The 21,593-nt window shown below is 51.7% G+C and carries 18 protein-coding genes; 12 read left to right on the plus strand and 6 right to left on the minus strand.

What is annotated here, in order from left to right; all coding sequences use genetic code 11:
- Window position 1: 1 nt before the first annotated feature.
- Window positions 2-976, minus strand: coding sequence for a glycosyltransferase family 2 protein (locus F457_RS0100225; protein ID WP_018979110.1), 975 nt, complete (start codon window positions 974-976; stop codon window positions 2-4).
- Window positions 977-1,222: 246 nt separating this feature from the next.
- Between F457_RS0100225 and F457_RS0100230 the strand changes: the two genes are divergently transcribed.
- A complete protein-coding gene (locus F457_RS0100230; protein WP_156809296.1) occupies window positions 1,223-2,395 on the plus strand; it encodes a hypothetical protein in 1,173 nt (390 codons plus the stop codon).
- On the opposite strand, the gene F457_RS0100235 is transcribed toward F457_RS0100230, so the two are convergent.
- Together F457_RS0100235 and F457_RS0100240 are read right to left on the minus strand one after the other, a co-directional pair.
- Window positions 2,392-3,168, minus strand: a complete 777-nt coding sequence (locus tag F457_RS0100235; protein WP_018979112.1) for an exodeoxyribonuclease III — start codon at window positions 3,166-3,168, stop codon at window positions 2,392-2,394. The two genes, F457_RS0100230 and F457_RS0100235, sit on opposite strands and share 4 nt — an antisense overlap.
- 28 nt (window positions 3,169-3,196) lie before the next feature.
- Entirely contained in the window at window positions 3,197-3,535 is a 339-nt protein-coding gene (locus F457_RS0100240; protein ID WP_018979113.1) for a HesB/IscA family protein, read from the minus strand.
- Window positions 3,536-3,684: 149 nt separating this feature from the next.
- Between F457_RS0100240 and F457_RS0100245 the strand changes: the two genes are divergently transcribed.
- From F457_RS0100245 to serS, 8 genes are all read left to right on the plus strand, one after another.
- On the plus strand, window positions 3,685-4,869 hold the full coding sequence (locus F457_RS0100245) for a deoxyguanosinetriphosphate triphosphohydrolase (protein WP_018979114.1): 1,185 nt from the start codon (window positions 3,685-3,687) through the stop codon (window positions 4,867-4,869).
- 116 nt (window positions 4,870-4,985) lie between these two features.
- Window positions 4,986-6,800 (plus strand): arginine--tRNA ligase, encoded by a 1,815-nt coding sequence (gene argS, locus F457_RS0100255; RefSeq protein WP_018979116.1) that lies wholly within the window; start codon window positions 4,986-4,988, stop codon window positions 6,798-6,800.
- Window positions 6,801-7,796: an SPOR domain-containing protein gene (locus F457_RS11730; RefSeq protein WP_018979117.1), complete on the plus strand. Its 996-nt coding sequence runs from the start codon at window positions 6,801-6,803 to the stop codon at window positions 7,794-7,796.
- Between the two features lie 12 nt (window positions 7,797-7,808).
- Entirely contained in the window at window positions 7,809-8,555 is a 747-nt protein-coding gene (locus F457_RS0100265) for a segregation and condensation protein A (protein ID WP_018979118.1), read from the plus strand.
- Window positions 8,552-9,142 (plus strand): SMC-Scp complex subunit ScpB, encoded by a 591-nt coding sequence (scpB, locus tag F457_RS11735; RefSeq protein WP_018979119.1) that lies wholly within the window; start codon window positions 8,552-8,554, stop codon window positions 9,140-9,142. The genes F457_RS0100265 and scpB overlap by 4 nt, the downstream gene beginning before the upstream one ends.
- A 15-nt stretch (window positions 9,143-9,157) precedes the next feature.
- Window positions 9,158-9,775, plus strand: a complete 618-nt coding sequence (tatB, locus tag F457_RS0100275) for a Sec-independent protein translocase protein TatB (protein WP_018979120.1) — start codon at window positions 9,158-9,160, stop codon at window positions 9,773-9,775.
- Window positions 9,762-10,604, plus strand: coding sequence for a twin-arginine translocase subunit TatC (gene tatC / locus F457_RS0100280; protein WP_018979121.1), 843 nt, complete (start codon window positions 9,762-9,764; stop codon window positions 10,602-10,604). Before tatB ends, tatC begins: the two co-directional genes overlap by 14 nt.
- A gap of 2 nt (window positions 10,605-10,606) precedes the next feature.
- Window positions 10,607-11,869: a serine--tRNA ligase gene (gene serS, locus F457_RS0100285; protein ID WP_018979122.1), complete on the plus strand. Its 1,263-nt coding sequence runs from the start codon at window positions 10,607-10,609 to the stop codon at window positions 11,867-11,869.
- 511 nt (window positions 11,870-12,380) lie between these two features.
- Here the strand turns inward: serS and F457_RS0100290 are convergent.
- Together F457_RS0100290 and F457_RS0100295 are read right to left on the minus strand one after the other, a co-directional pair.
- Window positions 12,381-12,818: a hypothetical protein gene (locus tag F457_RS0100290; protein WP_018979123.1), complete on the minus strand. Its 438-nt coding sequence runs from the start codon at window positions 12,816-12,818 to the stop codon at window positions 12,381-12,383.
- A gap of 786 nt (window positions 12,819-13,604) precedes the next feature.
- Window positions 13,605-16,055: a helicase-related protein gene (locus tag F457_RS0100295; RefSeq protein WP_018979124.1), complete on the minus strand. Its 2,451-nt coding sequence runs from the start codon at window positions 16,053-16,055 to the stop codon at window positions 13,605-13,607.
- A gap of 149 nt (window positions 16,056-16,204) precedes the next feature.
- On the opposite strand from F457_RS0100295, the gene F457_RS0100300 reads away from it, so the two are divergent.
- Genes F457_RS0100300 through F457_RS0100310 form a run of 3 tightly spaced genes read left to right on the plus strand, consistent with a single transcriptional unit; the run spans window position 16,205 to window position 20,657 of the window.
- The gene (locus tag F457_RS0100300) at window positions 16,205-17,098 is read left to right on the plus strand and encodes a ferredoxin--NADP reductase (protein WP_026294037.1); all 894 of its coding nucleotides are present in this window, start codon (window positions 16,205-16,207) and stop codon (window positions 17,096-17,098) included.
- A 27-nt stretch (window positions 17,099-17,125) separates the two neighbouring features.
- Entirely contained in the window at window positions 17,126-18,541 is a 1,416-nt protein-coding gene (gene gorA, locus F457_RS11740; RefSeq protein ID WP_051081266.1) for a glutathione-disulfide reductase, read from the plus strand.
- A 31-nt stretch (window positions 18,542-18,572) separates the two neighbouring features.
- Window positions 18,573-20,657 carry an FUSC family protein gene (locus F457_RS0100310; protein ID WP_018979127.1) on the plus strand — a complete coding sequence of 695 codons (2,085 nt, stop codon included), beginning with the start codon at window positions 18,573-18,575 and terminating at the stop codon, window positions 20,655-20,657.
- Here the strand turns inward: F457_RS0100310 and F457_RS0100315 are convergent.
- Window positions 20,611-21,444 (minus strand): alpha/beta fold hydrolase, encoded by an 834-nt coding sequence (locus tag F457_RS0100315; protein WP_018979128.1) that lies wholly within the window; start codon window positions 21,442-21,444, stop codon window positions 20,611-20,613. The two genes, F457_RS0100310 and F457_RS0100315, sit on opposite strands and share 47 nt — an antisense overlap.
- Window positions 21,445-21,593 lie beyond the last annotated feature (149 nt).

Consider the following 21,593-nt stretch of genomic DNA (forward strand, 5'->3'; position numbering starts at 1 on the left):
GTTATTTCATATTCTTCTCAATCGAAGAGACCTTGTGATTCAGATTTTCGAGTATTTCTGCGAGAAGTTTAATGTTCTTCTGAATGTGAACATTACTCTCGACGATATGTTTAATGATGTCCTCATGGCTCGTTTGTAGAAGAGCACCGGTATAGTCTGCGTAGCCGCGGTCAGCATTAAGAAGGCTACGCAAGGTGTTTAGTGTATCACCTTTCGATAGAGCCTCTCGAATTTTGCTGTTCATATAAAGGATGGTTTGTTCTTCTTTAACGGGCCGTGTGGTGTCGTCTTCTGTGTTGGTGGCGCGGATAGAATAAACAGCGAGTGTCTCATCTAAAGTAGCAAGTTCGCCATGTTTCATGAGATCAATGAATAGATCGACATCTTCATTGTAGTTGCGTGTGTAGCTGTCTGTTGTTGCTTCTTTAACAGCACTTTTGCGGAAGAGTGTACTGATTGGGGGGAACACCCCATTCGATTGGCTGAGGAAAGAGAGAAAGCTAATATAACCGTTTGTGCGTTTGCCAGAGGTTGCATCGCGGGAAAGTTCCCGCAGGCCACCGGGCGTAACGGCTTCAATGATGTCGCTATTGCTCGCCACAACCCCAGCGCAATGAGCGTTCTTTGGGGTCTCTAAGAAATTTACCGTGACACGCAGAAAATCGGGTTCGAGATAATCATCGTCGTCGTGAAGAAGAAGATACGTCTCAGACGCTGCACAGAGAAGCTGGGAAAGCGCACGGCCACGGCCGACAGGTGCGGGGTTGTGCATAACGGTGACGTGGTTCAGAAAAGCCTCGTCATGCTGTGCCAGAACGGTTTGAACCTGTTCTTCATTTCCACCATCATTGAGAAGATGAATATGCCAATGTGGGTAGCTTTGCGCTTTAATTTTCTTCAGCGCGCGGTCGAGAAAAAGTGGACGATCTTTTGTGCGTAGAAGAATGCTAACCGTGGCTGCCTGAGAGGTGCTCATATAAATAGGGACCTTTATAGCAATTATTGGATTTGTTTGCGTAGAAAATCTATCATCTTTGTATGCTGAGAAGATAGTCCGTCAATGATTGGATGAGAGACTGCTTATGATGTTATAAAAAAGGTTTGAGAGAGCTCTTCTTCTCATGGTCGTATTAGTTGTTTGTCATCATAGATTTTTGAAGGCATGGGAAATATGTCGAAGACGATACTTATTACATTTGCTGGGCGTGAGGATAGAATGGGTATGCTGCGCAAGCATATTAGGTCGCTTTTGGATAAAAAAGTTATTGATGAGTGGCATGTGTGGGACTTTACAAGAAATGAGAGAGACAAAGATTATATAGCTAAAAATTATGGTCCCGCTAAGTTTCTAAGGCCAGATGCTGATTATCAGAAAATTGGCTCTCTCACAAAAGGGCATAAGATAAAACGTAGATTCCGTATTGCGGCTGATTTCCATCTTGCATTGAAAATAAAAAACGCAGATTTCTTTATAGAATATGTTACTGGAGGATGGAAGAATAGTACTTCTGTCATGCGGAAAGTAGAAAATAAATTTTTTCAAGCCTGTGAGAGAGATAATAACCATGTACTTTGTAAACACTTAACACCGGGAATATTTCATGGTGATTTTGACAGTGAGATGACTATAGAATTATCATCTGAAGGTATTATTAGTTTTTCTGTAAATGGTTTTGTGTATCCAGAAACAAAAATTGATGGAAGTGATATTGATTTATATGTGAAGGGAGGATTGGGTAGCTCATTAGAGATGTGTGATATTGATGAGAAGATATTTAGATTTATAGGAGATGTAGGGGCGGAAAAGCCTTATTGGCAAGCATATCAATTTTATACAGAACATTATAAAGACTTTAAGAATGACATTTTCCTTAAATGTGATGATGATATTGTTTATTTAGATGAAGGAAAACTTCCTGATTTTATAAGGGTGATACGGGATTATAAAGAGTATTTTCTCATTTCAGCTAATGTCCTCAATAATGGGGTCTGCGCTTCTCTTCAGCAAGAGGCCGGGAATCTGCCTAAAGAAGTCGGAATATTTGAAAAAATAGATGATGGTTTTGGGGGGTCATTGTGGGAGAGCGGTGAAAAGGCACGTGCTCTTCATGAGTATTTTGTTATGAATAATAAAAGGCCCTTATTATTTGAAGAGGTTTTAGTTGAACATGACGTGAGGATCTCTATTAATTTTGTTGGTTGGAGAGGTGAGAATCTCAGACATATGGCTGTAAGATGGGATGATGATGAAGGGCTTTTGTCTGTTGAAATTCCAAAGTTTTTGAAAAAGAAAAATGCTATTTTCTCTGACTTCATGGTGAGCCACCTAAGTTTCTTCACTCAAGAAGAAACTATAGGAGCGACCGACGTCATAAAGATGTATGAAAATAGTTAGGAATCCCTCATCGTTACCATAAGGGGTACATGGTCAGAGGGGCGTTCTCTCCCGCGTTCATCACGATCAATGGTGCTTTTAAGGAAGCGGTCGGCGAGTGCAGGGGAGAGAAGGGCATGGTCAATGCGTAAGCCGGCATTCCGCTGGAAGGCGCCCGCTTGATAGTCCCAGAATGTATAAGGATGCGTTGTCGGATGGTCGATCTTTACCGCATCGGTGAGGCCAGACCAAAGAAGACGGCGGAAAGCCGCACGACTTTCAGGGCGGACAAGGGCATCATTAGGTGAGAGCGCACCGGGGGCGAAGTCTTGGTCTGTTGGGCACAGATTATAATCCCCCATGAGGGCGAAAGGCTTGCCTGCTGCACGGAGGGACTGTGCGCGCTTATAAAGCGCATCAAAAAAAGCAAGCTTTGTTTGAAAGCCAGCATCACCACCGGAATTCCCGTTGGGAAGGTACAGATTACCGATCACCACACCATTGAGTTCACATTCAATGTAACGTGCGGCGGGGTCGTCAAAGCCGGGGAGATGGTCGGTCGTGATCGTGAGCGGTGAGCGGCTGATAAAGGCCACACCATTATAGCTTTTCTGCCCAACAACGGCGGTGTGAAGGCCTTCCTCTTCAAAAAGTTTGGGGAACTGGGCCGCTTCACATTTGATCTCTTGAACCCCCAAAAGCTGGCAGTCTTGATGACGATCCAGCCAATCCTTCACCAGATGTGCGCGAACGCGGATTGAGTTAATGTTCCAGCTGGCAAAGGTGAGGGGCATCAGAGACGTTCCTTTCAAAATATGTCGCTTAGGTTAGCGAAAAGCTACTACCACACCCACAGGCAGAAGCCGCATTGGGATTGCTGATCGTGAAATGTGCCCCCATGAGTTTATCGACAAACTCCAGCTCAGAATCTTCGAGAAGTTCCAAACTGTCGGGATCAATCAGCACCCGTGCACCATTGTCTTCAATAAGATGATCATCCTCCTGGCGGTCACGCTCAAGTTTGAATTGATATTGAAAGCCGTTACAGCCACCTGCCAGCACGGCGACGCGGAGGGCAAGTGTATCGGCGTCGGGTTGTGCGTTCACAATCTCGACGATGCGGGCTGCAGCGGCCGGAGAAATACGGAAAGAGGGGGCCATAAATCCTTCCTTATGGAAAAACGTTTCTCAACAGAGAGAGATAACATGGTTGACTATATAGGAAGCACAGCTGAGAATCGAAGGGAAAGAGGAGGAACTCTGTCCATCTTCTTCTATGATGACCTCTAAAAGGGGAGAAGAACGCCACCATGACTGCTTGTTACGCTGTGCAAGATAAGGAGGCCCGAGGGCGCCAATTTTCTGAAGAAGAGAGTGCAACGCGCTCACCTTGGCAACGTGACCGTGACCGCGTTCTCCATTCGGCGGGTTTTCGCACGCTGCAATATAAGACGCAGGTTTTCCTCAATCATGAGGGTGATTTTTTCAGAACACGTTTGACGCATTCCCTTGAGGTCGCGCAAATATCGCGCTCTATCGCCCGCGCTCTTGGGGTGAATGAGGATCTCGCTGAGGTGATCGCTCTTGCGCATGATTTAGGGCATACGCCATTTGGCCATGCTGGGGAGGATGCTCTGCAAGGGGCCATGGCGTCTTGGGGTGGGTTTGACCATAATGTGCAGTCTTTGCGTCAGGTGACAGAAATCGAATCTCGCTATCATGGCTTTAATGGGCTCAATTTGACGTGGGAGAGTCTGGAGGGCCTCGCGAAACATCATGGCCCCGTGCGCAGGCCATCAGCGTGGCTGAAAACATTTGACGAGCGCTATCCGCAAGAAGGTGGGCTGCTCTTGAAGACACATGCGTCGGTTGAAGCGCAGATTGCAGCCATTTGTGATGATATTGCGTATCATGGGCATGATCTTGACGATGGATTGCGGGCCGGGCTGCTCAGTTTGGACGATATTGAAGCCGTGCCTCTTTTAAACGAATGTTTAACAGAGGCTCGTTCTCTTGATTGGTCTGGCTATAGCTCGTTTGAGTGTGAGCAGCGGATTCGTCATGAAACAGTGCGGCGTGTCATTAATCGCCTCGTGAGCGACTTAACCGAGCGTACGCGTCTCAATCTTGCTGAGTTGGCACCGACATGTGCTGATGATGTGCGTTATGCTGGCAAAGATGTGGTGGCTTTTTCACCGGCTATGGCGCGAAAGAATAAAGAGATTCGCATCTTCTTGTATGCGAATATGTATCGGCATTGGCGCGTGGTGCGTATGGCGCGTAAAGCGCGTTTAGCCCTAGGGCAGATTTGTACGATCTTGGGTGATGAGCCACAGCTTCTCCCACCGCCATGGCGTGAGAAAGCCCTCCATTACCAAAAACAGAGCAACGAAATGGCGGCACGCCGCGTTGTGGCAGACTTCATCGCCGGTATGACAGACCGCTTTGCGATGGAGGAACATCGTCGTTTGATGGATCTTTCTGTGCTGGGATAAGAGAGTTTTAGAGTGTGAGGGCAGAGGATGCGTTCCCTAAACGGCTCTCCCCCTCTATAAGCACAACAGATTGATTGCATTGTCTTTGACGTTGAATAAACAGGATCACCGTGACCATGGCTGGCATTACCGCGACCACTTCTTCTCCTGACTGTCTATTTGGGCTTCTGCGCACACGTGTGTGCACGGTTCTTAAAGAGGTCTTGCCAGAGATTGATGACGCCATTGTAGCACGTGTTGAAGTCACTCCTACGCGTGATCCTGCTCATGGTGATATGGCGACCAATGCTGCGCTGTTGGCGGCGAAGCCAGCACGGCGTAAGCCTCGTGATATTGCTGAAGAACTCGTTGAAAAGCTGGCTCAATGTCCAGAAATTGCCGAAGTGTCAGCGGCAGGCCCTGGCTTTGTGAATATGACACTCAAGCCGACGGTGTTGCAGGATGTGGCGCGTACGGTCTTAACGCGTGGTGAGCAGGCTTATGGGCGCTCCACTCTTGGAGAAGGGCAGCGCGTTAATATTGAGTATGTCTCTGCCAACCCAACAGGGCCGATGCATGTCGGGCATTGTCGTGGGGCCGTTGTGGGTGATGCGTTGGCAAACTTGCTTGGGGCTGCAGGCTACCAGACGACCAAGGAATATTATGTCAACGATGCAGGCACGCAGGTTGTGGCGTTAACATGGGCCACCTACTGGCGCTACCTTCAGGCGATTGGCACAGAGATTGACGCAGAAGCCTTTGCGGAATTCACGCCGAATGGTTTGCAATATCAAGGCGCTTATTTAATCCCGGTTGGGGAGGCGTTGGCAAAAGAGCATGGCCGAGCCCTTGCCACTGATGAGGGCGGCGTTGCTCCGCAGGATGTCTGGTTTGAGGCGGTTCGCCACGTCGCTCTTGAGCATATGATGGCCGCTATTAAGGAAGACCTTTCTGCTCTTGGGATCCATCATGAGCTGTTTAGCAGTGAAGCTGAGGTGCTCAAAAGCGGGCAGGTTGACGAGGCTATCGCGACGCTAGACCGTAAAGGCTTGCTTTATGAAGGCGTACTTGAACCTCCCAAAGGTAAGAAGCTTGAGGATTGGGAAGCACGTCCACAGACTTTGTTCCGTTCGACAGAGTTTGGGGATGATACCGACCGTGCGCTGAAGAAGTCTGATGGTACGAACACCTATTTTGCTAATGACGTGGGCTATCATGCCCGTAAAGCCAGCCGTTCGGATATGCTTATTGATGTGCTGGGTGCCGACCATGGCGGTTATGTCTCTCGTATGCGGGCTGCGGTATCGGCTCTGACAGAGGGTAAAACAGGCTTTGAAGCGGTTCTGTGTCAGATTGTGCGCGTGGTGAAAGACGGTGAGCCTGTACGGATGTCCAAACGTGCGGGGACGTTTGTCACCTTGCGTGATTTGCTCGATGAGGTAGGCCGTGATGCGGTGCGCTTTACGATGCTGACGCGCAAAGCTGATGCGCAAATGGAGTTTGACCTTAACGCTGTGGTCGCACAAACGCGTGATAACCCCGTGTTTTACGTCAATTACGCTCACGCACGTTGTCGCTCTGTGCTGCGTTTAGGCGCAGAGAAATATGGTGCAGACGCTGTGTCAGAAGCCGCTCTTGCGCAGGTTGATCTCTCGTCCATCCATGCGGAGGAAGAGCTTGCGGTGTTGCGGCGTATAGCGGGCTTGCCACGGCAGGTTGAAGCCGCAGCCCTTGCACGTGAGCCGCATCGTATCGCAACCTATTGCATTGACCTTGCTTCAGACTTCCATGCGTTGTGGAATAAGGGGCGTGAGGAGACCAGTCTGCGTTTCATCCAAGAGGATGATCAGCATGCCAGCATGGCACGTCTGGCGCTGGTGGCTGCTATTGCAGCAACCTTGCGAGCAGGGTTGGCTATTCTGGGTGTCGAGGCTGTAGAGGAAATGCGCTAAATGGATGAGCAGGACGACAAACATGCCGAGGCCGTCACAGCTCCACGGCAGGATGAGCGTTTAAACAATAGCCCCTATGCAGATGGCCCTCGGGCTCGGCTTGGGTCTGCTCCTGAAGGGGAGGGGGCGGGGCCGCCTTTGGGGCCGTCTCGAGGCGGTGCGTTTAGCGCAATTCTTGGGCATGACCCTGCGACGCGTAAGCTGATGGGGTTTGCGTTAGCGCTTGTTGCTGTCCTGCTCCTTATTGCAGGTATTTGGTCGCTTATTGGAAACCGTCATCAGGGTATTCCTGTCATTGGGCCACCTGCTTTTGCGGTGAAAGACCGCCCGACAGACCCAGGTGGCATGCAGATCATGAGTGATGACACCGCTCATAGTGATGTGACGGGTACGGGGGCTGTCCATCTCGCCCCCCCACCGGAGCAGCCTGATGCGCGTCTTTTAGCACATCGTGAAGAAACAGGGGCCCAGCCAGCAGCGGCGCGACCAGCTGGTGAGGCTGTGAATACGCCATCATCTTCACAGCCACAGCCACAAACGCAGCAGCAGACGGCAGCACCATCTCAGCAGCCTTCTGCACCGGCTGAAGCACCTTCTTCCCATGTGGCTTCCCCCGTTCCGCCACATGATGCGCATAAAGACGTGGAAAAGGCCGCACCGAAGACATCAGCTTTATCGCCACCTGTTGCGCCGCAAGCGGAGGAAGCGTCTTCTTCAGACACGCCTGCCACAGACGAAACCTCAGCGGAAGGACGGTATCAGGTGCAGCTAGGAGCGCTTGATAGCCAAGCGAAAGCCGAGCATGCATGGGCTTCTTTTCAGCATAAAGCGCCAGACATTGTGGGTGGTCATACGCCGCGTTATCAGGCGATTAGTCGGAATGGAAAGAACTTTGTGCGGTTGAGAATTGGTGGTTTTGCCAATGCTAAGGCGGCTCGGCATTTCTGTGCTCGGCTGCATGCACAATCTCTAGCCTGTGCGCCTGTTGCGTTTTAGAAAGGTGAACTGGTGAGCAACACGTTACAGTTACATCTTGATGGCTTTGAAGGCCCGCTTGATCTGCTTTTAGAGCTGGCACGAGCCCAGAAGGTTGACCTCAGTAAGATTTCTATCTTGCAGCTGGCTGAGCAATATTTAGCAGTGGTTGAAGGAGCGCAACAGCATTCAGAGACACTCCGTCTGGAGCAGGCCGCAGATTGGCTTGTGATGGCCGCTTGGCTCGCTTGGTTAAAATCGCGTCTCTTAGTGCCGTCTCTTGATGAGGGAGATGAGGCTGAGGAAGCTGCAGGTTTGTTGCAGGAGCGGTTGGTTGAGCTTGAGCGGATGCGCCGGGCAGCGCAGTGGCTCACGCAGCAACCGCGTTTAGGCAGAGAGATGTTTGAGCGGCCTGAGGCCGAAAATCATACGCATATTGATCGCTCCCAGCTGCGTGCAGACCTGCCAGCTTTAGTGCTGTCTTACCTTAAGGCGCGTCGACGTGGTGGACGCAAGCGGGTCTATGCCCCGCGTATTGTGCGCTATTGGAGTGCCCAGCAGGCACGGGCAGCTCTCGTCCGCTTGTTAGGTCATCAGCGTGTTGTGGGGTGGCAATGTTTACATTCTATTTTGCCTAACAGTGATGATGAGGAGCCTGTTAGCCGCAAGGCAGCCCTTGCTGGCGCATTGATGGCGGGGTTGGAAATGGCAAAGGGCGGAGCGTTGGAGCTTCGTCAAGAGCAGGTTTTTGGTGAGATTGAGTGGCGAGGGGCGTCATGAGTACAGAGCAAGCGTCATTTGAACGAGCCGTTTCTTTGGTGGAGGCGCTGATTTTCGCCAATGCAGAGCCTGTCAAACCAAAGAAGTTGGTTGATATGCTCTCAGCTCAGGGCCTAGAGGCGATGGTCGAGCAGCTCGAAGAGGTTATTGCGGCTGTTGAGCAGCGTTATGAGGGCCACGCTGTCGAGCTTTGTGCCGTGGCAGGAGGGTGGCAGCTGCGCACGCGTGAATCTGTTGCGCCGGCATTGGCCAAGACGGTTGAAAAGCCACGTCGCCTTAGCCGCAGCGCGATGGAGGCGCTGGCTGTCGTCGTGTATCACCAACCATGCACACGGGTGGAGATTGAAACGATCCGTGGTGTGACGTTAGGGCAGAATATCCTCGATCGTTTGCTTGAGGAAGGGCTTATTGCTCCCAAAGGGCGCAAAGCGGTGCCGGGACGTCCGGTTTTATGGGGCACCACCCCGATGTTCCTGAGAGTGTTCGGGCTGGATACGTTGAGCGACCTGCCACGGCGTGAAGAGCTTGTCGTGGAGCCGTCATCAGACGATGATAGCGTTCATGGCCGAACAGAGACGGCATCATGATGAAAGGGAGCGGGTGTGTTTGACCTCAGCTGGACTGAAATTGCCCTTCTGGTCGTTGTTTCACTCATTTTTATTGGGCCGAAGGATCTGCCCGTTGCCATGCGGGCACTCTCTAAGGGCATTCGCACGGTTAAGCGTATGGCCAGTGAGTTCCAGCAGCATATTGATGAAATGGTGCGTGAGGCTGATCTTTCTGAAACACGCGACCAACTTAATGAATTGCGGCAGTTTAATCTTCGTGATCAAGTGCGCTGTGCGGTGGATCCTCATGATGATATTCGTCGTCACGTTGAAAGCAATACCGCCTCACAAACGGCAGAACCCGGAATGCCTCCACCGCCTGATGGGGTTTTAGATGATGAAGGCCCAGCGGAAGAGCCCTATAATGCGCGGATGAAAGCGCGCGCTGAGGCTCTTGAAAAAGCGCCGGCTTTTCTCCCTCCAACAACGGCGTTACGGTTGATTGAAGACGTGCCTCATTGGAAACGTCCTACTATTTTACCACCAGAAATAGCGCTTCATGAAGGGCGGCGTGTGCCGATCATGACGGAAATTTCTTCAACGCATGGCCCTCAAGGGGCTGAGCAGGCGATGACGACGGAAAAGAAAGAGGATGAGCATGGCCGCATCTGAGGAGAGCACGGACAAGCCGATGCCTTTATTGGATCATCTGGTTGAGTTACGTCGCCGCTTGATTTGGTCGATTGCGACCTTCGTCATTGCCTTTGGGATTTGTTACCATTTCTCTGGCGAGATTTATCGCTTTCTCGCCGCTCCGCTGGCGGAGATTATGCGCCAGAAAAATGAACAGCCTCATCTCATTTATACGGCCTTGTATGAGGCTTTTTTCACCTATTTGCGGGTGGCCGTTTTTGGCGCCATTTTCCTTTCTTTCCCAATGATCGCGATCCAAGCGTGGATTTTTATCGCTCCGGGCCTTTATCGGGATGAAAAACGGGCCTTTGCCCCGTTCTTGGTAGCGACACCGGTGCTGTTTCTCTTAGGGGCTGCGCTGGCTTATTATCTCGTTTTCCCGATGGCGTGGAAGTTCTTCCTCTCTTTCCAACAAACGGGAGGGGCGAGCGATATGGGCATTCAGTTGCAGGCGCGCGTGTCGGAATATCTTGATCTTGTCACGAAGATGATCTTGGCATTTGGCACATGTTTTGAGCTGCCTGTGGTGCTGACCTTACTGGTGCGTGTTGGCTTAGTGCAGACCGCGCAGCTCCGTCGTGTGCGACGCTATGCGTATGTTGGGGCCTTTGCCGTGTCTGCCGTGATTGCTCCACCGGATGCGATTACGATGTTAAGCCTCGCCATTCCTTTGGTGATTTTATATGAAATTTCCATTCTCGCTGCTCGGTTGGTAGAACCCCGCCGCGTGGACGAGGATGACGACGAGAGCGATGATGACCCTTCTCATCCTCATGACGGAACAACGACGACAGACGGAGCCTCTTAATCATGCATGACCTGAAAGCCCTTCGCGCAGACCCTGCAGCTTTTGACGCTGCCCTTGCTCGCCGTGGGTTAGACCCTGTTGCCGAGCGTTTAGTAACAGAGGACGAGCAGCGCCGGGCCGCTTTGGCAGAACTTCAGCAGGCTCAAGCACAGCGGAAGACGATTGCCCGTGAGATCGGCCAAGCGAAGCGCCAAGGGGAGGATACGTCGGAGATTGAAGCACGCGGTGCGGCATTGCGAGACCAGATCGCACAGCTTGAAACGCGGGCGAATGAGATACAGAAACGCATTACCGACGTGCTGCAAGTTCTGCCTAATCAGGTGGATGCTTCTGTTCCAGATGGTAAAGACGAAGCCGATAATGTGGTGATCCACCAGCGTGGGGACGTGCCGTCATTCTCTTTCACACCGAAGCAGCATTTTGAACTGGGTGAACAGCTTGGGCTGATGGATTTTGCCGCTGCGGGGAAAATTGCTGGTTCACGTTTTGTGATGCTGCGTGGCGCTCTGGCGCGGCTCGAACGGGCACTTGGGCAGTTTATGCTGGACACCCATACGGGGGAGTTTGGGTATCAGGAAACGACCGTTCCGCTCTTGGTTAATGACGGCGCGATGTATGGCACGGATAAGCTGCCGAAATTTGCAGAAGATTCCTTCCATACCGATGATGGACGTTGGCTGATCCCAACAGGAGAAGTGCCTCTGACAGCGTCCGTTATGGGTGAGATCATGGCGGCTGACCAGTTGCCTCTTCGTTTGACAACCTTGTCCACATGTTTCCGTTCTGAAGCAGGGTCAGCAGGGCGTGATGTGCGTGGCATGTTGCGTCAACATCAGTTCACGAAATGTGAGCTGGTGTCTGTCGTGACGCCAGAAGAAAGTGAAGCCGAGCATGAGCGCATGACCCGTGCGGCTGAAACGGTCTTGGAGCGGCTTGGTATTCCTTTCCGTCGGATGTTGCTTTGCGCGGGTGACACAGGCTTTGGGGCGGCCAAAACGTTCGACTTGGAAGCATGGATCCCGGGCCAAGATACATGGCGTGAAGTATCGTCGTGTTCCAACACAAAAGCTTTCCAAGCGCGCCGGATGAATGCGCGTTATCGTGCTGAGAAAGGCCCCGCCTTTGTTCATACACTCAATGGTTCAGGCCTTGCTGTTGGGCGCGTGTTGATCGCGCTGATGGAGAACTACCAGACAGAAGATGGGAAAATCATCATCCCAGACGTGCTGCGTCCTTATATGGGCGGACTGGAGCATATTGGGTAAGCTTGAGGGCTTATTGTCAGTATTAAGAGGGCATCGCTTCAGACGGGGCGGTGCCTTTTTGATAAAAATTATGGTGCCCGCCTGCTTTATGACGTAAGCGGTAAGTCGGGAAGAGTGAGGAAAGTCGTTCCAAAAGGAGGTAGGCTAGGGAGCAACGCCTTTTTTAAAAGAGCAACAAAAGCGAAGTGTTGCGTTTCTGATTTAGCTAATCTGGGAAAGTGTTCACACTAATATATTGAAGAAAGGCTCTGTATTCTCTTTTTTAGGGTGTAATGTCGCGCGAGCGTTAAAGTGAATACATATATGAAATATGTATTGGAATGGATAAAAAGCGAGTTCTATGCCAATGCTTTCATTGTAAGGGAGAGGTGATGAGGCTGCGTGAGTGCTTCCTCGCAGGTGCTTGTTTAAGAGGGTAATTGAGGACACGCATATGACAACCTACGCGAGCCTTTACGCTATGGGCAGACATGCTCCCATAGCGTTGGAACGCTGAGAGAGTGTCTGCTTCTTAGCGAGAAGGGTCTTGTTGGGCGCCATGGTAAGAGCGGCAATCGTCTTTTGATGCGTCAAAGCTGAGGAGCACGGTAGAGGCATTTTCCTGCATATATCGCTCTCTGACGGAGATCCCTTTATCAAAGAGAATATAGCTAAATTTATTCCCACAGGTGCGTGACAAGAACGAGCTATTTAAGGATTGGCGCACTTTGGGGGTAATGGGTTTTTTTTTAAGGAAGCTGTTAGAAACGTCGATTGTATAAATAATGGTTGAGCCAGAATTTTCGATATTTTTAAGCGTTAAGTTGGAATCAATAGGTGAGGGAAACGTCATCATATGCTTCATGAAATCAACAATTTCCCCTGCCTTTGCATCGGCTGTCTGAGCGTAAGAAACAGGCGCTAAGCCAATAGAAAGAGCAAGTGAGGATAGGGCGAGAAGGGCTTTCATATGTATATCCTCCAATGAATAGGGGTGGTGCACTGTCGAGCATGATGATCTTAACGCTATCAGTTCTGATTTTATAGGTAGAATATGGGGAGAGTATGTTTGATGCTTTGTATCGCTTTTCTTCAATATTGAGAGCGGTTTTAGGCGCGTCGTGATAGTTTACCTGATGACCAATGGAAGCGGATAAAAGACCTTTCTCCCAGTAGAAGGGGGCCTGTTAGTGGCACAATTTCGGACAATCGGCTCTTTGTAAAAGCGGGGAGTGAGTTTTTTCGTGATCTAACTACCGATTATAACAATGAAACTATGAGGGGCGATAGCACGATTATCCGGGCTCATCAGTACAGTGGCTTAAGTCCCTAAAAAGGGGAGGAGATCACGTCATTGGGCGATCACGCAGGTGGGCCGATGACTAAGATCCACGCAGTCTGTGATGCACTCAATAACCCGGTAGAGTTTTCCATAACATCGAGATGCGCTGCAGAGATCAACTAAGCACAACCAATGTTAGACATATTAATCCAAAGGCCTTTCTTGCTGACGAAGCCTATGACGCAGATCGGTTATTCCCCTCAAATCCAAGAGAACAATACACTGAAAAACGAACGTCGCCCTTTGTAGGGAACATCATCTTAGCGAGAGGTTTTTTCGGCCAGTCAGTATACATCAATCACCAGCCTCCTTAACTGACGACAACACGTCGTAGTTGCATCCGCGTTTTAATGAACCCCTAGGCCAATGAAAGAGCAAGGGCACCATCTCGCAATGATGCCCTTGCCCTGTGGGTTAAGAGCGTTTTCCTTTTTTGAACGGCTTCTTCTTTCCCGGTGCGGGGGAGCGGCGTTTTTTCTTTTCCCACGGGGCGCTATTGCGGCCTTGCTGGCGGCGGGTATTTTCACGCATGCGGCTTTGCGTGCGGAGGACTTGCTCAATCCACTCATCGAGGATGGTGGCATTGCGCTCAGCAAGCTCAAGGTCGGGGTAGGCTTTCGGGAAGCGCATCGCAAGCCAGCGCCACGCAACGAGGCGGCGATGGCGTTTTTCCGCCCGTTCAAGCTCTTCGCGGCTGGCGGTTGCAGAGGCGGGAAGGCGGCCTGTGCCGGGTGGGTAAATGGCGCGGCCTTTTGCGTGGATAGACGCCCATTCAACGAGGCGAGGGATCCCATTATCGCGGGTATTGATGGGGCACATCGCGTAAGTCCAGCGCGTTGGGAGGTCGAGCTCTTCCACCCCTTCCAAAGCGGCGGCAATTTCAAGCGCTTGCTCCATATCGGCGAGGCGATAATTAGGATCGTCTGGACGCAACACAGCGCGTTTAATGCGGGTGAGAACCCCATAGAGGCTCTGAGTGTCGACTTCCTGAGCAACCGCTTGCACGATGTCGGAATCAGGCTGCACGAGAGGACGGAGTTCCTTGATGGGTTCTGGTGGCGCGTTCAACATTTGGCGGATAAAGTTCGGGCTCCCGGCACCGTCTAAGACGCAGACGAGCCCTTCTTCATGCTTACCAAAACGCCCAGCGCGCCCGCCAATTTGTTTGATTTCCTGCGTGGTGAGGCTACGCGTTTGGCGACCATCATATTTGCGTAGCGTGCTGAAAATAACGCGCCGTATGGAAAGGTTAAGCCCCATCCCAATCGCATCGGTGGCGACGAGAATATCCGCGTCCCCACGATTAAACCGCGCCGCTTCAGCGCGGCGGACTTCGGGGCTAAGGGCGCCGTAGATCACGGCAACGCGGCGATTATGGGTCATCAGCTCTGCACGTAAATCCAGCACTTCACGGCGGGAAAACGCAATGAGTGCATCGCCTGCGCGAAGCTCTTCCAAAGCAAGGGAACCGCCGGGTTTAAGCGGGCTTTTACGTTCGAGATGGATTTCATCCACCGGGTCGTTGCACAGCTCGGCAATGCGCTTAACGAGAGGGATACAATCGGCAGCCCCAAGGATAAAGACATGCCGTGCCGGGACACCCATAATAGCCGCTGTCCAAGCCGCACCACGGTCAGGATCGCTCAGCATCTGGGCTTCGTCGATAATCGCAACGTCCACAGGCTTGTTGAACGGGCACATTTCAACCGTCGCGGCCAAATGGCGGGCCGTTGGGTCAATGATCCGCTCTTCTCCTGTGGTGAGAGAGGCCGCCACACCATTGCTGAGCATAGCTTCACGGAACTCATGGGCGAGGAGACGTAAGGGGGCGAGGGCTACGCCGCTTTCTGCTTCTGCCAAAGCTTGCAAAGCGGTGTGGGATTTCCCGGAGTTTGTTGGCCCTGTCACCAACGTAATGCGTCGTTTGAGTGACCGAGCCGTGCGGAAATGGGCGGCAAAGCGATCAAGCGCGGCAACGCGGGCAATCGCGGCGTTACCACGACGGCTTTTCAGGCTGTTATCGTCTTCATGTTCTGCCTGCCCGGAGAGACCTTTGCGCCACGCATTAACGAGTGGGCGGCATTTTTTAAGCTCGGACGGGTCAAAGAAGAATGTCTCCAGCCCTTCCGCATTCGTTTCACGCTTTGCAACGGGGAGGCGATTTTCCGCAATCCAGCGCAGGGCTTCGCGGCGTGAGCAGCGCAAAATGGCGGGAACGGCGTTAAAATCGACGAGATGGGCTTCCCATTCTTTGAGGCGCTCCATCTCGCGTGCACGGCGTTCTTCCGCACGTTGGCGGATCTCTTCTTGTTCACGCGCACGGCGCTCTTCCGCCACGATGAGGTCATCTTCAAACCCCATATCAACGCCGCCAAAGGCTTGGGCGATGCTGTGAGAAAGCCGCTCAATCTGGCCACTGGAGAGGAACGTACCTGCATCAGCAAGGTCTGCACGGACTTCTTCCATCACCGTATGCGGGCTATCAGCCATCTCACGCCAGCGTTCTTCAAGCACAACATCCAGCATCTCACGTAGTGCCTCTTGTGAGATCATCGGGTCACTCACGCGCTCTGATACGGTGAGAACATCCATTTTACGAACCCAGACATCACCAGCACGATGGGTGACGTTCATGAGGCCATTCGCCCATCCTCGTCGGCGCACTTGGCATAAAGAGTGGAGGAGCTCCAGCTCGGTTAAGGTGTCTTTCTCAGCGCTAAGGCGGCGGGCCGCTTGCCGAATAAGGGCGGTGCGCTCACGCGGGGTGATCTTAAGATGTTCACCAAAAGCCTGCTCGGCATGCTCAAGGGCATGTTCAGCAGGGGAGAGTGGACGGTCAGAATGGGGCATAGAAGGATCGCTCATAAAGCTCTTGTGGGTGATTTTGGCGTTTTCTTCAATCTCTCTGGGTTCCCGTAAGAGGTGACAATGCGATAGAAGATGAGGCATGGTGCAGTCATGCAACGCTATGTTGACGCTTCATCGCTTGTGTTTAACTGGAGACAGAGACGGATATGACCACTCCTTACCCGGCAGAGTCCGCCCCAATGCCAACAATTGATGCGCCGCTTACGGGTCTTGTGCCTTTTGAAGGGCACGAGGGCCAATATCGGTTGGATAAGCCAACCAAGGACTATGGCCATCTTTACCCAGCCGAAGTAAAGCAGGTTCATCATTGGACGAACCGCTTGTTTAGCTTCACCACGACTCGTGATCCCGGCCTCCGTTTTTCCAATGGTCAGTTTGCTATGATCGGGATTGAGGTTGAAGGTAAACCGCTTCTGCGTGCTTATTCCCTCGCTTCAGCGAATTTTGAAGACCAAATGGAGTTCCTCTCCATCGCGGTGGAAGATGGCCCGCTGACCTCGCGTCTGCGTCACGTGAAAGTGGGTGACACCGTGCTGATTGGGCGCAAACCTGTCGGGACGTTGCTGCTGGATAATTTGAAGCCAGGCCGTAACCTGTATTTCCTCTCCACAGGAACCGGGCTTGCACCCTTTATGAGCCTCATTAAAGACCCAGACGCTTATGACCGGTATGAGAATGTCATTTTGACGCATACTGTGCGTGAGCGCGGTGAGCTGGCTTATAAAGATCTCATCGAAAATATTCTGCCAAAGCATGAGTTCTTGGGTGAAGATATCGCTGCGAAGCTGAAATATTACCCAGCTGTGACGCGCGAAGAATTCCCTGTGCAAGAACGTATTACAACGTTGATCAATAGCGGGCGTATCTTCAAAGACCTCAACATTGATGAGCTAGACCCAGAGCATGACCGCGTCATGATTTGTGGTTCCCCTGAAATGTTGGCTGATACGCAGAAACTGCTTGAAGAGCGTGGCTTTGAAGAAGGTAATATGAGCCGCCAGGGCTCTTATGTGGTCGAAAAGGCATTTGCTGAACGTTAAGCAAGAAGTACGGGACGGAGGTGTATGATGACGCAGGATGTTGATCTTTTTGTGATCGGTGCAGGGTCGGGCGGCGTGCGTTGCGCGCGTATCGCAGCCCAGCATGGGGCACGTGTTGCCGTTGCTGAACGGCGGCATTGGGGCGGCACCTGCGTCAATCTTGGCTGCGTCCCCAAAAAGCTGATGGTGTATGCGGCTGAGACAGGCCGCACACTGGATGATGCCCCCAGCTATGGGTGGGAGGTCACCAAGCCTGCCCATAATTGGTCGCGCTTTATAGAAGCGAAAGATGCTGAAATTAAGCGCCTCAATGGCATTTATGTCTCAATGTTGGAGAAAGCAGGCGTCACTCTTTATACCGGTGATGCTCGGCTTATTGATGCGCATACGGTCGAAGTAGGCCCGTCAGCTCTAGCGCCAGAGGCTCCCGTGCAACGTATTAAGGCCAAGCGTATTGTGCTGGCGACGGGGTCTGTACCCATCAAGCTGGATATTCCAGGGGCGGATTATGCGATAACGTCTGACGAAGCATTTCATCTGCCAGAGCGCCCCCATCGTGTAGCGGTGATTGGGAGCGGCTATATTGGGGTGGAGTTCGCGGGTATTTTCGCAGGTCTTGGGTCAACGGTTGAGTTGATCTATCGGCAGCCGTCCCCGCTACGTGGGTTTGACCATGACGTGCGTGACCATATGCGTGAACTGATTGACCTGAACGGGATTACGCAGCATCCCAATAGCTCACCTGTGCGGATTGAGAAGCATGAGGACGCTCTTCGTGTGGTGCTTGATAATGGCACAACATTAGAGGTTGATGCGGTGATGATGGCGACAGGGCGTCGTCCTTCAGTGGATGCGCTCGGCCTTGAGAATGCCGGTGTGGCGGTTGAGAATGGACATGTCGTGGTGAACGCACAGTCAGAAACGAATGTGCCGTCTATTTATGCCATTGGCGACATTATTGATCAGTATAACCTCACACCAACAGCGATTTCTGAAGGGCATTTGCTGGCGGAACGGTTATTTGCGCCGCAAGGGCGGAGCTGGTCGTTTGATACCACACCAAAAGCTGTTTTCTTCGCAGCGCCCATTGGGTCTGTGGGGATGAGTGAGGAAGAGGCTGTGCGTGATCATGACGTGACAGTCTATCTGTCGCGCTTTACAGCTATGAAGCAGAGCTTACCGAAACGCCCTGGTAAAATTCTGATGAAGCTGGTGGTGGATCGTCAAACGGATGTGGTGTTAGGGGCTCATATGGTGGGGCCTGATGCGCCTGAGATTATCCAGATGCTTGCGGTGATCGTTACAGCGAAATTAACCAAAAAGCAGCTTGATCAAACGATTTCACTGCATCCAAGCTCTGCGGAAGAATTTGTGACGATGCGCACGCCGACCCGTCATGTCGCTCGTGGGGAAACCGTGGCAGGTACGAGCGCGCCGCGATAACAACGTTGTGGGACAATCAAAGAGGAGGACGATGAGGAAGGAGCCGCTTCTACGTCCTTCCTACTTTAGCGCCTTTCTTTATGCTTTCCGGACAACGATTGCCTCTCTTGTAGCGCTTGCAATTGCGTTTTGGATGGAGCTTGGGCAACCACAATGGGCCGCGATGACGGTTTGGATTGTTGCACAAAGCTCCCCAGGCATGAGTCTGTCTAAAGGGCGATGGCGTATTGTGGGCACATGCGTGGGGATGGTCGGCGCGATTTGGCTGGTCGGATTTTCACCACAAGCGCCGTGGATGTTTTTTCTCTTGTTGGCGTTGTGGCTTGGCCTCTGTGCAGGCTTTGCGTCCATGACGCAGAATTTCCGCGGCTATGCTGTTGTCCTAGCGGGATATACGGGAGCGATCATTGCGTTAAGCGCGGTCGATCAACCCGACCAAGTGTTTAATATCGCCATTGCGCGCGGCACATATATCCTGCTTGGGGTCGTGTGTGAAATGGTCGCTGGCATGATGTTCGTGTCAGGAACTGTGCGCAAAGCGCGGCGTGAGCTGCAAGACCGCGTGTCCACGGTATTAAGCCACTCTACGAGCGTTCTTAGCGCGGTTATGCGCGATGAAGAGGGCAGTATTGACCAGCTGTGCAATCAGCTCTCCTCATTGCAATCTGTGAGTGACCAGCTCGAATTCATTCGTATTGAAATGCATGGTTATGGCCATGAAGTTGATCGCGCCTATGTGACCTTCGGTGGGGTGGCGGTTATGTTGTCGCGTGGGCTTGGATTGCGCTCGCGCATGGCTTCTGTTGGGCCACTGGGGGAGGAGCTTAAAGCAGATTTAGAGACGTTTGCTCAAGATATGAGTGACCTTTCCGCATTTTTGGCGATCGGCGATCATGCCGACCAAGCGTTGGAGAAAGCTGAACTTCTGCTTGCTCATTGTCGTGATAAACTTGCCGTTTATCTTACGCGTCATGATCAAGAGACGATTAAGGATGGCGTCGTTCTCACTGGTGTGGAGGTGATGCTCCAAGATCTGTGTGAAGCTTTGTCGGTGCATTGTGCGGGGGAGAAACATGTTCCTTTGTCTGGGCACCATCGTTTGCATCGGCATGTTGATAAACGCCTCGCTTTTTCCAATAGTGTGCGTTCAATGGTCGCTATTTTGCTGGGGGCTCTCGTATGGGAAGTAACGGCCTGGCCACATGGTGCGTTATTTGTCACCTTCATTGCGGTGGTTTGTACGCGCTTCTCTACATTTGATAATACTGTGTTAGCGAGCCGCCGTTTTTTCTATGGAGCTGTTTGGGCAGTTATTGCAGGTATTATTCCTGTTTTTATTGTGATGCCGATTACCTCAAGCTATGTGGTGCTGGGCATGACGCTTGGCTTTTTTATGTTCCTAGGCGGGCTTGCCTTACGGTATCCCCCAACGGCTGTGATGGCGGCATCATATGCGAATTTCTTTCCGTGGGTGCTCGGGCTGGATAACCAGGGACGTTATAGTGAGCTCGACTGGTTTAACGTCTCTTTAGCATTGCTCTTGGGGCTATGGTGTGGCGTGCTGGTTTTCCGTACAGTTTTGCCTATTACGGTGCGCCATGCATGGCGGCTCATGCGGCGTGAGTTACTCGATAGCTTGCATCATATTACCCGCCATGATGAAGACGTTACGCATTATGACTGGGTGGATGATACGACGCAGCGGTTAGAGCAGGTTTTCCACTTTGTCGGACAACTCCCCCAAAAAGATATTGACCATATGATTCATGGAACATTAGCGATTGTGACGGTGGGGCGAAATATGCTGATGTTGCGTCAACTCGTGCAAGAAGGGCGCCTTCCTAAAGAAGCTGAGCGTGAGGGAGAAGCGCTTATGAACGAGTTGACGAGCTCGAATGTTGAGAACCAAGCAGACAAGGCGCTTGTGTCATCCAACTTTCAAACAGAGCAGGAGTCCCTGTCCCAGTTTTTTTGGAAAACCAGCAACCTCACAGTAAGGCGTGATATTGTCCTTGCCATGGGGTCGCTGCGTATTATGCGGTTTGAGCTGCCAAGAGGGCAGTCTTTTCTTACTCAGCCGATGATGTCTTCAGAAACGAAATCAGGTCTTGGTTGAGCTTATGAGCAAAGGTGGCGAAAAGCCCATGCCCAGCGCCTTCATATTCTTTAAAATGCGCATGAGGGAGTGCCTTAGCTGTTCGACGCCCTGATAGGGCTACGGGAACCGTTTCATCCGCAGCGCCATGAATGATCAAACAAGGGCGCTTGACGGTGGTAAGGTCTTGGCGGAAATCCGTTTTGCTCCACGCATCAACACATTGAAGCGTTGCGACAGGGCTTGCTTGGCATGCCATGAGGAAGGTCCAGTCAAGAAGGCCAGCACTGACGTTATCGCCTGACTCTTTGTGACCATAAAAATTCGGTGCGAATTGACGGAGGAAATCAAAACGATCAAGCCGAATTTGGGTTTTAATGTCTTCGACGACGTCGTTTTCAATTCCCTCAGGGTTATCGGCTGTTTTGAGGAGGAAGGGAGGTACAGCCCCTAAGAAAACCAGCTGTGCAATACGCTCATCACCATGACGGGCGTTAAAACGAGCGACCTCGCCACCACCCATCGAAAAGCCGACTAAGGTGACATTCGTGAGGTCGAGCTGGTCGATAATACAGGCGAGGTCATCGGTGAGCTGGTTATATTCATAGCCTGAAGCGGGATGGTCAGAACGACCAAAGCCGCGGCGGTCGTAGGTAATGACGCGGTATCCGGCCTCTATGAGGGCAGGAACTTGGAACGACCACATGTCCTCGTTAAGCGGCCAGCCATGAATGAGGATAACGGGGCGACCTTTGCCCATATCACGAACGTGAAGAGCAGTGCCGTCGGAACTTTGAATAAAAGGCATAATCAATCTCCTGCTGGAGCGGATGGAGTGTCATCGCGTAAGTCTAGGAGCGCGCGCCTTATCAAGAGACCCTAGAAGGCCCTGAAAAAGCGTTAAGCTAGATGGATTATGGTCCTTTTTACCAAAGCTTGGGAATCATATTTTTGTGT

The organism is Saccharibacter floricola DSM 15669 (assembly GCF_000378165.1).
GTDB classification, from domain to species: Bacteria; Pseudomonadota; Alphaproteobacteria; order Acetobacterales; family Acetobacteraceae; genus Saccharibacter; species Saccharibacter floricola.